Consider the following 13,674-nt stretch of genomic DNA (forward strand, 5'->3'; position numbering starts at 1 on the left):
CGGTGGCGGAGCCGCACTGACGCCGCTCAATGGCCAGTCGCCGATCACACTTCCGTCTGTTCGGCCCGATGGCGCGACGCCCGGAGTCGCGTACCCGGCTCCGCAGGTCGCGGCCGAGTCGCCGGGAGCTCAGAACGTCGCGGCGACCGGCCGCCTTGAATGGGGCAAGAGTGTCGGCATCGCGCTGATCCTGCTGGTCGCAGCTGCTCATCTCGGGGCTTGGACGCGCAGGTCGCATGGTGCTCTCGCTGGATCGAGTGACCGAGGCACCGCAGCCCGCATCGCGCGTGGCGGGACCGGGCGTGAACGGGTGAGTCAGGCGCGTCGGCGGATTGCGCAGGCCGAGGCACTTGCGAAGACGACCCCGGCTGCGGCGCCCGTCGTCGGTGGCTCGGAGGACGATTCCAGAGAAGTGAAGGATTCGCGTTCCCACACTTCGGCGGTCGTCGTGCCGTCGGCGAGGAGAACGAGGGCCCCGCGACGGGCCGTGTCGTCCGGGAGGCGTTCGAGCGGTGTGGACGTCCGTATCGCGCGATCCCGCTCCAGTGCGAAGACCGGGCGCGGTCGTCGCCGTAGATAGCAGTCTCAGCGGGTTGCCGCCGTAGTGAGCCCTCTTGGTGGGTCGCGGCTGTGGGTGGGCGCGTCATCGAGCGTGATGCTGTTCTGATCGCTTGTGTCTTGGTGGGGATGGCTGCGACAGCGAGGAGTCTCGGACCATCAGGGGAGTATCGGGATGTTTTGGTGAGTTTCGGTGCGTGTGGGGTTCCTGGGCTGGTGTGAAGAGCGGGGCCGGCCAGCGAGGTGGGTGGGTGGTTGGTTCAGTGAGGTCGCGGCTTTGGGTGTGGGCTTCGCGGGTGTAGGCCGTTCTCGGTGGCTCGGTGGCTCGGTGGCTCGGTGGCTCGGTGGCTCGGTGGCTCGGTGGCTCGGTGGCTCGGTGGCTCGGTGGCTCGGTGGCTCGTGTGTGGGGAGTTCGTGTGGTTTGGGGGTGGGGGTTCTGTGGATGTTGTTGCGGCGGTTTTGGGGATGTGTTGATTGTCTTGATCAGGAGGGACTAGCGACCGGTTTGGACAGGGTCTAGGCTGCCTTGCCAGTCGGATCGCCCGGATAGTCCGGCAATGCGCGCCTGTCGTCCGAGACTTCGGCCCTGGTGAAGGGCCCGATGGAGAGGAGACCCTCCGCATGATCTTCTTGGGGTTGATCGTAGTGTTCGCCGCTGTCGCGGTGGGTGTCGCGGGGGTTTTGGACAACTCAGGTGAGGCCCAGATGGTCCTGTTCGGGGACGAGATTCCGGGGATCACACAGCAGTGGCATGTGTTCCTCGCCGGGGCCGTGGTCGCGATCGTTCTGATGGTCGGCGTCATGATCGCGGCGTTGGGACTCAAGCGTTCGATCGGCGTGCGGCGAGAGCTCAAGGACCTGCGGGACGAGCATGAGGAGTCCATGCAGACGCTGGAGATGGAGCGGCGGAAGTTGCAGCAGGCGCTTGCCCAGGCGCGGCGCGGGATGGACGATCAGGCGGCGGTGCCGGTCCAGCGGGTTGCTCCCAACTGATCACGTCCGGGCCGCTCCATGATCGAGAGTGATGGGGCCGAACGAGGACGCCGTCGCTAATTCGGGCGAGTTTGAAGGCCTTCCTGTGGGTGGGTTGTGGCTTGAATCACGCTTGGGGCCGGTGCGATTCGGCTCGTTGTTCGAGGGCTTCCGCTTGATCTTTAGGGGTGGGTGGCTCCGGTTTCACGGCGTGGCGTGATGCCTTCTGGAGTGATCATCGCGGTTCGTCGCATAAGCGGAGGTATTCGCCGGTAGGCGGCTGGAATTGGTGGCCTGTGTGTGGAGGCGGCGGCGGGTCTCGGGTGGGCGGGATGGTGGACGCGCCGTTCAGGGTTGGTCAGTGCTGGTTGTGGTGAGGGTTCGGCGAGTCAGCGGGGGCGGGGCGGAAGTCTCGCCTGCTCGTTTGGGTGGTCAGGGGGTGGGTGGGGGGTTGGGGGCCTCGGACAGGAGGACGGCCAGGAGGTCCAGGGCGCCGTGTTTGTCCAGGGGGTCGTTGCCGTTGCCGCACTTGGGTGACTGGATGCAGGACGGGCAGCCGGTTTCGCATTCGCAGGACTCGATCGCGTCGCGGGTGGCGCGGAGCCAGGACGAGGCGTCGGCGTAGCCGCGTTCGGCGAAGCCCGCTCCGCCCTCGTGGCCGTCGTACACGAAGACGGTGAGCAGGCCGGTGTCGGGGTGGGCGGCGGTGGAGACGCCTCCGATGTCCCAGCGGTCGCAGGTGGCGAAGAGGGGGAGGAGGCCGATGGACGCGTGCTCGGCGGCGTGGGCGGCGCCGCTGAGGTCGAGGTCGTCCAGGCGGGAGATCTGCGTCTCGGAGAGGGTCCACCAGACGGCGCGGGTGCGGAGGGTGCGGGGTGGAAGGTCCAGGGGCTTCTCGCCGAGCATCTCGCCCGTCTGGAGTCGGCGCATCTGGTACGCGACGACCTGGCGGGTGACCTCTACGGTTCCGAAGGAGAGGGTCGCGTCACCCCAGGTGGTGGAGCGGAGCTGCTCGACGATCGTGATGTCGGTGACGTCGCGGGCGGTGGTCGAGTAGTCGGGGTCGGCTGGTTCGACCAGGGCCACGGAGTCGTCCAGGTCCAGGGTTTGGACGATGAACGAATCGCCCTGATGAATGTAGACGGCGCCGTCGTGGACGGTGGTGTGCGCGGACGCTTCGTCGACGGTTCCGAGGAGGCGTCCGGTGCCCATTTCCACGACCTGGATGGGTTCGCCGCCTGTGCCTCGGATATCGGCCAAGCCGGTGGCCTTCTCGCGGCGCGTCCAGTACCAACCGGCGGGACGGCGGCGGAGGAAGCCGCGGCGGACGAGGTCGGGCAGCAGGTCGGCGGTCGCCGGGCCGAACAGCGGGAAGTCGTCCTCCGTGAGCGGCATCTCGGACGCTGCCGAACAAAGGTGCGGTTCCAGGACGTACGGGTTGTCGGGGTCGAGCACGGTCGCCTCGACCGGAGTTCCGAAGATCGCCTCGGGGTGGTGGACGAGGAACGTGTCGAGTGGGTCGTCCCGGGCCACCAGGACGGACAGGGACGCCTGCCCGGAACGTCCGGCGCGTCCGGCCTGCTGCCACAGGGACGCACGGGTGCCGGGCCAACCGCAGACGACGACGGCGTCAAGCCCGGAGACGTCCACACCGAGTTCGAGGGCGTTCGTGCTAGCCAAGCCGATGAGAGAACGGGAACGCAGAGCGGCTTCGAGGGCGCGCCTTTCCTCTGGCAGATAGCCCGCGCGGTAGGCGGCGACCTGTTCGGCCAAGGCGGGCGCGACTTCGTGCAGAGCGCGCTTGGCGCTGAGGGCCACCGACTCCGCGCCGCGTCTGGAACGGACGAACGCGAGCGTCTGGATGTCCTCGACGACGAGGTCGGCCAGCAGGTCCCCTGTTTCGGCTGTGGCGGTGCGGCGGACGGGTGCGCCGCGTTCCCCGCGCAACTCGGTCAGCGGCGGCTCCCAGAGCGCGAATGTCGCGGGGCCGCGCGGTGAGGCGTCGTCGTCGACCGCGACGACGTCCAGGCCGGTGAGGCGGGACGCGGCGGCCGCCGGTTCGGACGTGGTGGCCGAGGCGAGGATGAATGTCGGAGTCGCTCGGTAGCGTGCGCAGAGCCTGCGCAACCGGCGCAGGACGTGCGCGACATGGGAACCGAAGACGCCGCGGTACCCGTGCGCCTCGTCGACGACGACGTATCGGAGGCGGCGCAGGAACGACGACCAGCGGGCATGGCTTGGCAGGATCGACCGGTGCAGCATGTCCGGGTTGGTCAGCACATAGTTCGCGTGCTGCCGGATCCATGTTCGCTCGTCCTGTGGTGTATCGCCGTCGTATGTCGCGGCCCGCACGCGGGTGAGCTGGAGCGAACGGAGCGCGCGAAGCTGATCGGACGCGAGCGCCTTGGTGGGCGACAGATAGAGCACCGTCCCCCCGTGGCGCGGATTTTCCTCCTCCGCGTAGATCGCTTCGATGGAAGGCAGCAGGTAGGCGAGCGATTTCCCGGAGGCGGTCCCTGTGGCGATGATCACAGAGCGGCCCGCGTGGGCGTGTTCGGCGGCGGCGGCCTGGTGTTCCCAGGGCGCCTCGATGCCGGCGGCGGCGAGCCGTTCGACCAGCAGCGGCGTGGACCAGGCGGGCCATCCGGCACGACGGCCCTGACGTGCGGGAACGTTCTCGACATGGGTGATGCGTTCGCGCCTCGTGGGGTCGGCGAGCAACCGGTCGAGAGGGGGTGAGGTTCTTTGGGCGCCCATGAGGTTTTCAGTTTGCCAGCCGGGGCAAAACTACGGGAACGCCCTGGCGCCGGAGGGCCCCGTCCCCCCTGCCCTGGCCCTGAGATCAGCAGGTCAGACGGGATGGCGCGAACTTACGTCCGTGTGGGCGATAACGTGCGTGCCGGGCGCTGGAGCGTGGTTGAATCACGGCGTTGTCTCGATGGCCGACCGCCTCCCCGGGGGTGTCGGAAAATCGAGCTTGGATAGTGCTGCACGGCGCGCTGGAGGATCTGTGGACCTGAAGGTGAACGACTACACCACCGACGATGGCCTGACCGTCATCAACGTGGAGGGCGAGATCGACGTCTACACGGCGCCGAAGCTTCGCGAGAAGCTCATCGACCTGGTCAACAAGGGGAAGTTCCATCTGCTCGTGGACATGGAGAAGGTGGAGTTCCTCGACTCCACCGGCCTCGGCGTCCTCGTCGGCGGGCTCAAGCGGGTGCGCGCCCACGACGGTTCGCTGGAACTCGTGTGCACCCAGGAACGGATCCTCAAGATCTTCCGGATCACGGGTCTGACCAAGGTCTTCGGCATCCACGACTCGATCGCCGAGGCCGAGGAGAAGCGCAAGGGCGCCAAGTAGGCGGCCCGTAGCTGAGATGTCGACTGTTGAACTGTCCTTCAGCGCGCTGCCCGTCCATGTCCGGACCGCCCGGCTGATCGTGACCGCCGTGGCCCGCCGCAGCGGCGTCGCGGAGCCATTGTTGGACGAGGTCAGGCTCGCGGTCGGGGAGGCGTGCTCGCGGGCGGTGGAGGCACACCGCCGGCACTGCCCGGACGAGCCCGTCCGCCTCGAACTGAGCGGCGCCAATCGGCGCTTCGAGGTGACCGTGAGCGACACCGTCCCCGGCGACGACGAGGCCGGTGGTCTCCCGGCGCCCCCGGACACCGAGGAGTTCGAGTTCGGCCTGGGTGAGGGCACCGCCGAACTCGGCCTGGCCGTCATCGCCGGGCTCGCCGACGACGTGGAGATCGCCGCGACGCCCAAGGGGGTCCAGATACGGATGAGCTGGCCGGCCGAAGCCGAGGCGACCATCTGACACGCGCCCGTCCGACGAAGGCCCCGCCACCCAAGGCGGGGCCTTCGCCGTCCTTTTCTCCGCCCCCGACGGGCAACACACACGGGGGCGGAGAAGCCCTGCGAGAAGGAGGACGCCATGCCAGCCGGACGAGTACTGGTCGTCGGTGTCGACCCCGCCAGGATCGAGGGCTGGGACCCCGCACCGGTCCTGGCGGCGCTGGCACGTGGCCGGGCCCGCTTCGACGAGTACGGCATCGACGCCGACATGTGCCTGGTCGTGCCAGACGAGAGCCCCGAGGAAGTGATCGCGGAGGCGCTGAGGGCCGCGGAGTACGCCTGCGTGGTGATAGGCGGTGGCATCCGCACGCACGAGCCGCTGCTCGAACTCTTCGAGAGGGTCGTCAACCTGGTCCGCCAACACGCCCCCGACGCGGCCATCGCCTTCAACACCTCCCCCGAAGACTCCGCCGACGCCGCCCTCCGATGGCTGCACTGACACACGCTCGCTGGAACGGGTGGGGCGTGGCGTGGTGTCGAGCTGGTGAGCGGGTGGGGTGTGGTGTCGGACTAGGGGGGTGTGGTGTCGGGCTGGTGGGGTGTGGTGTCGGGCTTGTGGGCGGGTGGTTGGTGCAGGGCGACGGGACCGACTCCGGCAGGCCCGGGTTGTTGACTCAGTGGATCGTCGGGTTGTCTCGGCCGTCGGTGTAGTGGGTGTGGTTTCCGGCCGCGTCGTAGCCGGGGCCCGCGTTCGCCTGCGTTAGGTGGTGGGGGAGGACGGGGCTGGGGTTGCTTTGGTGGTGTTCCTGACGCGGGGGTGCTGACCCGGCCGAGTGGGGTGGCGTGGTGGGTCGGCGGGGGCCGTGGGTGGTGGGACGGGTGGGGTTGGTGGGGTGTGAGAGGTGGGTATCTGGCGTGGTTGATCTTGGTTCTACAAATTTGGGTCTGGACATATTCCGTGTTAATGCCTAGCTTAAATGTGGCACGGGTAACGCCTGATGTGTCGGGCGTGGTGCGCGGGAGTCGTGGTAGCCGTGGGGTAATAGTGGGCTAACCCTCGCTGACCTGCGGAGATGCCGCATGGGCTGGCGTTTATGTCAATTTCCGGCGTATCGTTTGTTGCAATTCGGCGACATCATCGTCCATGGCCGCGCGGCCTTAACATTCGACTGCCACGTGCGTAGACTCCCGGGACCCGCGCTGCCGTGCGAGGCGTTCGAAATCATGACTCGCGGGGTACGCGGTAAAGATCGTCTTTTGACGGTTGAGATCGCAACACCCCTGTCGAGGAGGACGGATGTCTGGGCTTTCCCTGTCAAGCCCGGCCAGCGCAGAAGTGGATCTCGGCGGCGGCGACCTCTCCCTGGTCGTCGTCGTCGCAGTGATCGCACTGTTGGCACTGGCCGTCGCCGCGGGTCTCGTGCGCGACGTTCTGGCCGCGGGCCAGGGCACCGCGAAAATGCAAGAGATCTCGCGGGCGGTTCAGGTAGGTGCGAGCGCCTATCTGAAACGTCAGTTCCGAACGGTCGCGGTCTTCGTGGTCCTGATCCCGCTCGTTCTGCTCCTACTGCCCGCCGACTCGACCAGTGAACGGATCGGCCGGTCGGTCTTCTTCGTCATCGGTGCGCTGTTCTCGGCCGTCACCGGGTTCACCGGCATGTGGCTGGCGGTCCGGGGCAACGTCCGGGTCGCCGCGGCCGCGCGGGAGAAGGACGGCGAGCGGACCGCGATGCGGATCGCGTTCCGCACCGGCGGCGTCGCGGGCATGTTCACCGTCGGCCTCGGTCTGTTCGGCGCGGCGATCGTCGTCCTCGCCTACCAGGGTGACGCGCCGAAGGTGCTGGAGGGCTTCGGTTTCGGTGCCGCGCTGCTCGCCATGTTCATGCGGGTCGGCGGCGGCATCTTCACCAAGGCCGCCGACGTCGGCGCCGACCTCGTCGGCAAGGTCGAGCAGGGCATCCCGGAGGACGACCCCCGCAACGCCGCGACGATCGCCGACAACGTGGGCGACAACGTCGGCGACTGCGCGGGCATGGCCGCCGACCTGTTCGAGTCGTACGCGGTCATGCTCGTCGCGGCGCTGATCCTCGGCACCGCGGCGTTCGGCACCGAGGGCCTGGTGTTCCCGCTGATCGTCCCGATGATCGGCGTCATCACCGCGGTGATCGGCATCTTCGCCGTGGCGCCCCGCGCCGGTGACCGCTCCGGCATGACCGCGATCAACCGCGGCTTCTTCATCTCGGCGACCATCTCGGCGGTGCTGGTAGCGATCGCCGCGTTCGCGTACCTGCCCTCGTCGTTCGCCGACCTGAAGGGCGTCACCGACCCCGAGATCCGCGGCCTGGACGCCGACCCGCGCCTCGTGGCGCTCGGCGCCGTCATCATCGGCATCGTGCTGGCCAGCGCGATCCAGCTGCTGACCGGCTACTTCACCGAGACGAACCGCAAGCCCGTCCAGGAGGTCACCAACAGTGCCCGGACGGGCCCCGCTACCGTCATCCTGTCCGGCATCTCGCTCGGCCTGGAGTCCGCGGTCTACACCGCGCTCGTGATCGCCGGGGCCGTGTACGGGGCGTTCCTGCTCGGGTTCGGCAACACCACCGTCGCGTTGTTCGCGGTGGCGATGGCCGGTACCGGGCTGCTGACCACGGTCGGTGTGATCGTCTCGATGGACACCTTCGGCCCCGTGTCCGACAACGCCCAGGGCATCGCCGAGATGTCCGGGGACGTGCAGGGCGAGGCCGCGTCCATCCTGGAGCGGCTGGACGCCGTCGGCAACACCACCAAGGCGATCACCAAGGGCATCGCGATCGCCACGGCGGTCCTCGCCGCGACGGCGTTGTTCGGCTCGTTCAGAACAACGGTGATCTCGGCGTTGAACGACGCGTCGGCCGACGCCAAGGACGCCCTGGGCGACTTCAGCACCTTCAGCCTGTCGATCGACAACCCGAACGTGCTGATCGGCCTCATCGTCGGCGCGGCCGTGGTGTTCCTGTTCTCCGGCCTGGCGATCTCGGCGGTCGGCCGCGCGGCCGGACGCGTCGTGGTCGAGGTGCGCGAGCAGTTCCGCACCAAGCCCGGGATCATGGACTACACCGAGAAGCCCGACTACGACCGGGTCGTGGACATCTGCACCCGGGACGCGCAGCGCGAACTCGCCACCCCCGGACTGCTGGCGATCATGAGCCCCATCGCGGTCGGCTTCGCCCTCGGGTACGCGCCGCTCGGCGCCTACCTGGGCGGCGCGATCGCGGCGGGCGTCCTGATGGCGGTGTTCCTCTCCAACTCCGGCGGCGCCTGGGACAACGCGAAGAAGCTCGTCGAAGAGGGCCACCTCGGCGGCAAGGGCAGCGAGGCGCACGAGGCCACGATCATCGGTGACACGGTCGGCGACCCCTTCAAGGACACCGCCGGTCCCGCCATCAACCCGCTGATCAAGGTGATGAACCTGGTCGCGCTGCTGATCGCGGACGCGGTCGTGACCTACGCGGGCAACACCGTCCTGCGTGTCGTCGTGACCGCGCTGTCCGTCGCCGTGGTGGTGGCCGCCATCCTCGTCTCCAAGCGGCGCGCCGACCCGATCGCCGAGTCCACCGGCGGGCCCGCGGCCACGGAGAGCGGCAAGGCCAAGGGGGGCGCCATCGAGGACAGTGCCCCTGAGGAGGCCACGGTAGGCGCCGACTCCAACGGCGCCGCCGCGTCCGACTCGGGTACCGAGGAATCGTCCGCCAACACGGCCTGACCATTCCGACGACCACAGAGCCCGGTGGCACCCGCCACCGGGCTCTGTGCTGTGTTCAAAGGTCGTGCGAACGGATGTCGCGGCACTCGTCAGGGGGCGACGAGGGCGGCCAGGCCCCAGAGGAGCAGCATGATGATGAGCATCGCGCCGAGCATGATGGCGAAGCCCTTTGGTCCCGACACCGTCGACTTGTCGCCGCTCGCCACAGCGCCTCCCGCCTTCCCATGCTCCGGCGTCCGTCCGGCGGACACCGCGCTTTGGCTACAGCGTATGGCCGGTCCCGCGTGCCCATGACAGAGCACCCACGTAAGGGGCCAGGGCACGGAAATACAATCGGACGATGACGCTTATCGTGCTTCGTCATGCCAAGGCTGTCGCCGGGTTGGGGATTCCTGACATCGACCGGACCCTCAACGATCGTGGACGGCGGGACGCCACGGCGACCGGGGAGTGGCTGCGGGCTCACGATCTGGTGCCCGGCCTCGTGCTGTGTTCGACGGCGGCGCGGACGCGCGAGACGTTGGCGCGGCTCGATGTCGACGCCGAGGTGAGCTTCGAGTCCGGGATCTATGACAACGACCCGGATGGGCTGCTCGACCTGGTCAACCAGGTGCCGGGCGACGTCGAGCGGGTGTTGCTGATCGGGCACAACCCGTCGGTGCACCAGCTCGTCCATGATCTGACCGGCGAGGCGCCGGACGCCTTTCCGACGTGCGCGCTCGCCGTGATCGAGTTGCCGGGGGCGTGGGCGGACGTCCGGCCGGGCGTCGGAACGCTCCGGGCCCTCCGCACGCCGAAGGGCTAGGCGCCTGCCCTCCGCACGCCGAAGGGCTAGGCGCCTGCCCTCCGCACGCCGAAAGGGCTAGGCGCGCGGTGCGGCGGCCGCCAGGGACGATTCGATGACCTTGACGGTGTCGCGGCGTAGCGCCCTGATCGTGTAGCGGGTGCCGGACACCTGGACGAGGGCGTGCTGCACGGGCGTGAGGTCGTCCCGTCCGACGCCCGACTTGATCTCGGCGCGGCGCCGCCGGGTGAGTTTGGACAGGTGGGAGTCGAGGTCGGCGAGTTCCGCCCGGAGTTCCTCGGCGGGGGCGGTGGCCTTCGGGTCGAGATCGTCGGTGTCCTCCAGTTGCTCGGCGGCCTCCTCCATCTGGTCGGCGAGTCGGTCGAGGATCTCGGGGATCGGGCCGCTGTCCACGGCCTCGGCGCGGGACAGCCTGGCGACGGCGATGAGGTGGTCGCGGGTGCGGTGCGCGGCGTCCACGGCTGTGCGCAGGTCGGCCATCACATCGGTGTCGGGGAGCCGTTCCTGGCCGAGCCGGGTCCGGGTCTGGTCGACGGCCTCCGCCGACCGTTCGGCGGAGACGATCGCGTCGTGCGGCAGCCGGACGAGTTCCCCGGCGAGGACCGTCGCCGTCGTCCGGACGAGGCGGGCGTGCGTGCCGAGGAGACGCCCGAGTTGGACGGGCAGCCGTTCGAGATGCCCGGCGGGCCACAGCAGCCGGACGGCGGCGTACGTCAGGAGCGTCCCGGCGAAGGTCAGAATGATCCGTTCGCCTGCGGTGCGCCAGTCGGCGGGGGTGGAAAAGTCGAGCAGCATCATCGCGAGGGGCGTCCCGAACAAGGCCCAGTAGGCGTAGTTCACCGCGCGCATGGCGAAACCGGCCAGCGCGAAGCAGAAGACAATCGCGGCGATGGTCGGAGGGCCCGGCGCGAGGGTGAGGATCACGGCGGCGACGATCGAGCCCGCCGCCGTCCCTCCAACGCGCTGGACGACCCGGTCGACCGTCTCACCGTAGGTGGCGCGCAGGCTCAACATCGCCGTGATCGTCATCCAGTGCGCGTGAGACAGACCGAGCGCCGCCGCGATCGCCATCGACACGACGGCCGTCACGAAGACGCGCGCCACCTGCCGGAACGTCGGTGAGCGAGTGTGCACGGCGCGGCGCACCCGGACCCAGACCGGCAGCGGGTCGAGCGTGTCCGGCATCCGGGGCGCGTGCAGCCCGACCCGCAGCCCGCCCGTGACGAGCCGCCGGGTGGACGCGACCTCACCCGCGATTCGGTCGATGGACCGGCGCACCTGCTCGATCAGGGAGACCGCGACGAGATCCTCGTCCCCGGCGAGCCCGGCGCGTCTGATCTGCTCGGCGGCGCGTCCCATCCGGCGGACGGCGGCGGACTCCTCCCCGCCGAGCGGCGCCTCACCAGCCGTGGCGACCGCGCCGGACAGCAGCCGCAGCCGCGCCGCGAGCGCCGAGATCGCCGTCCGCGTCTCCAGCTCCCATTCGCGGTCCGGCGGGTAGTTCTTCGCGGCCTCCAGGACGGCTTGGAGCGTGACAGTTTCGTGCAGGACACGTCCCAGCGCGTCGATGAGCCGTTCGGGTCTCGTGGGGTCGCTCCGCCCGCCGCCCGCCCGGTACAGCGCGTAGGTGGCGCGCGCCGCCGTCAGCGCCGCGGACGCCGCCCGCCGCTTGACCTCCCAGTCCGGGATGCGGGTGACGGCGAGCAGATCCGGATTCGTGAGGTCGACCGCGTCGAGAGGGCTGCCGTCGGGCGACCCGACGTCCTGCGCGACCGCGTCCAACGCCTCGGCGACGGCGTCCGCGGTCTCGCTCATCGCCACCCGCAAGGGCCGCAACCGCCGCGCGGGCCACGGCGCCAGCAACAGCCCAGCGGTGAGCAGCCCACCGACCAACTCCAGCAACCCAATGCCAATGACATCGGCGGACGGCGGCCGAACCGCACTCAACAGAACCGCCAACCCCGCCGTAGGCCCGATCCGCGGCACCGCGACCCCAAGCGCGATCAGCGGCGGCACAACAACGACAGACGGCCAGGCATGCCCGGCAAGCAACCCGCCCACCGCCGACCCAACCGAAACGACCAGCACCCCAACGCCAAGATCCCTGGCCCGAGCCCCGTAAGGCCCCTCAGGAGTCCGAAGCGCCACCAGATAAGCGCCCAGCGCGATCATCGACCCCTGCGCCCCGTGCCCGGTCAGCGACCCAACGAGCAACGGCACAGCCATGGCAACCGCAGCGGCGACCCCATAAAACGGCGCCACCGCCCCACCAACCCCGGCAAAGGCCGCCCGCACCCGCCCCAACACACTCATCTGTTTACCCTGTGTTTATTGCAGTGCACTCCTCCTTCGGCCCTGGAGGGAATCCACCGTCGTGAACTGCGGTGTGATCGCTGCATCGCTCTCGACTCGCCTAGCGGCTCGCTTCGCGATCTGGTTCTCGCTTCGCTCGCACCAGCCTTCGGACGCGATCGCAACGGTTGAGCCCCTGCGTGGTCACCGAAATGGGGCTTGGGCTGAGTCGTGTCCCGGCAACTTGGACAGAATCGCAGCCACGGTTAGGGGTTCCAGGGGTCGCCCCCTGACCTCCCCCTAACACCCATCCTGGGCGTCTGCGGCTTCTACTTCTTCGTGGGAGATGCCCAGGAGGAAGAGGATCGTGTCCAAGTAGGGGACGTTGACCGCTGTGTCGGCCGCCTGGCGGACTACGGGTTTGGCGTTGTAGGCGATGCCCAGGCCAGCGGCCTGGAGCATGTCCAGGTCGTTGGCGCCGTCGCCTATGGCGACCGTCTGGCTGATGGGGACGCCTGCTTCGCGGGCGAAGCGTTCCAGGGCGGTGGCCTTGCCCGCGCGGTCGATGACCGGGCCGGTGATGCGGCCGGTGATCGTGCCGTTCTCGATCTCCAGGGTGTTGGCGGCGGAGTAGTCGATGCCGAGGTCGTCGACCAGGGCGTCGGTGACCTGGGTGAAGCCGCCGCTGACGATGGCGAACTCGTAGTCGAGGCGTTTCAGGGTGCGGACCATGGTGCGGGCGCCCGCGGCGAGTTGGAGTTCGCCCCGGACGTCGTCGATGGCGGACGCGTCGAGCCCGGCGAGGAGGGCGACCCGTTCGCGGAGGGAGCCCTCGAAGTCGAGGTCGCCGCGCATGGCGGCCTCGGTGACCTTGGCGACCTCGTCCAGGCACCCGGCGTGTTCGGCGAGCAGTTCGATGACCTCGCCCTGGATGAGGGTGGAGTCGACGTCCATGACGATGAGGCGTTTGGCGCGCCGGTGCAGGCCGCCCTGCTGGACGGCGACGTCCACCTGCTGTTCGGCGGCCTCGGCGGCCAGGCCCGCGCGCAGGGCGTCGGGGTCGGCGCCGGACACGTTCATCTCGATGCAGGTGACGGGGTTGTGCGAGAGCCGTCCGATGCGGTCGATGTTGGCGCCGTGCGCGGAGATGCGTCCGGCGATCCCGGCCATGGCGGCGGGCTTCAGGGGCGCGCCGAGGACGGTGACGTGCAGGCGGCCGCTGCGCCTCCGGGTCCGCTTGTCGCGGCCCGTGGAGAGTTCGATCTCCATGTCGAGGTCGTTGGCGACCCGTTCGGCGGCGTTCCAGACGCGGCCGATGTCGGCGCCCTCGGTGTAGGACACCAGGACCCCGAGGATCAGCCTGCCTCGGATGACGACCTGCTCGACGTCGGCGACCGTGAGCGGGAAGTCCGCGAGTGTGGTGAACAGACGCGACGTCACGCCGGGGCGGTCGCGTCCGGTGAGCGTGATGAGCAGTGTGCGCTGCGCTGACCCGTCCATAACTGC

The 13,674-nt window shown here is 69.2% G+C and carries 9 protein-coding genes; 6 read left to right on the forward strand and 3 right to left on the reverse strand.

The genetic code is table 11. The annotated features are described in order from the left end of the window. The first annotated feature begins 1,179 nt into the window (after nt 1-1,179). Entirely contained in the window at nt 1,180-1,551 is a 372-nt protein-coding gene (locus ABD808_RS29440; RefSeq protein ID WP_344903297.1) for a hypothetical protein, read from the forward strand. Between the two features lie 411 nt (nt 1,552-1,962). On the opposite strand, the gene ABD808_RS29445 is transcribed toward ABD808_RS29440, so the two are convergent. Beyond that, a complete protein-coding gene (locus tag ABD808_RS29445; protein WP_344903300.1) occupies nt 1,963-4,287 on the reverse strand; it encodes a DEAD/DEAH box helicase in 2,325 nt (774 codons plus the stop codon). Nucleotides 4,288-4,540: 253 nt separating this feature from the next. Here ABD808_RS29445 and ABD808_RS29450 point away from each other — a divergent pair, with 253 nt between their 5' ends. From ABD808_RS29450 to ABD808_RS29470, 5 genes are all read left to right on the forward strand, one after another. Beyond that, nucleotides 4,541-4,894 carry an STAS domain-containing protein gene (locus ABD808_RS29450; RefSeq protein ID WP_021597910.1) on the forward strand — a complete coding sequence of 118 codons (354 nt, stop codon included), beginning with the start codon at nt 4,541-4,543 and terminating at the stop codon, nt 4,892-4,894. A gap of 16 nt (nt 4,895-4,910) precedes the next feature. Further along, on the forward strand, nt 4,911-5,351 hold the full coding sequence (locus ABD808_RS29455; RefSeq protein WP_344903304.1) for an ATP-binding protein: 441 nt from the start codon (nt 4,911-4,913) through the stop codon (nt 5,349-5,351). A 117-nt stretch (nt 5,352-5,468) separates the two neighbouring features. Beyond that, entirely contained in the window at nt 5,469-5,828 is a 360-nt protein-coding gene (locus tag ABD808_RS29460; protein ID WP_344903307.1) for a hypothetical protein, read from the forward strand. 798 nt (nt 5,829-6,626) lie between these two features. Beyond that, on the forward strand, nt 6,627-9,071 hold the full coding sequence (locus ABD808_RS29465; RefSeq protein ID WP_344903310.1) for a sodium-translocating pyrophosphatase: 2,445 nt from the start codon (nt 6,627-6,629) through the stop codon (nt 9,069-9,071). 340 nt (nt 9,072-9,411) lie between these two features. Then, a complete protein-coding gene (locus tag ABD808_RS29470; RefSeq protein WP_344903313.1) occupies nt 9,412-9,876 on the forward strand; it encodes a SixA phosphatase family protein in 465 nt (154 codons plus the stop codon). Nucleotides 9,877-9,933: 57 nt separating this feature from the next. Here ABD808_RS29470 and ABD808_RS29475 read toward each other — a convergent pair whose 3' ends face one another. Together ABD808_RS29475 and serB are read right to left on the reverse strand one after the other, a co-directional pair. Beyond that, a complete protein-coding gene (locus ABD808_RS29475) occupies nt 9,934-11,691 on the reverse strand; it encodes an FUSC family protein (protein ID WP_344903316.1) in 1,758 nt (585 codons plus the stop codon). Between the two features lie 777 nt (nt 11,692-12,468). Further along, nucleotides 12,469-13,668 (reverse strand): phosphoserine phosphatase SerB, encoded by a 1,200-nt coding sequence (serB, locus tag ABD808_RS29480; protein ID WP_344903319.1) that lies wholly within the window; start codon nt 13,666-13,668, stop codon nt 12,469-12,471. Nucleotides 13,669-13,674 lie beyond the last annotated feature (6 nt).

The sequence above is a fragment of the Actinomadura meridiana genome, assembly GCF_039537545.1.
Lineage (GTDB): Bacteria > Actinomycetota > Actinomycetes > Streptosporangiales > Streptosporangiaceae > Spirillospora > Spirillospora meridiana.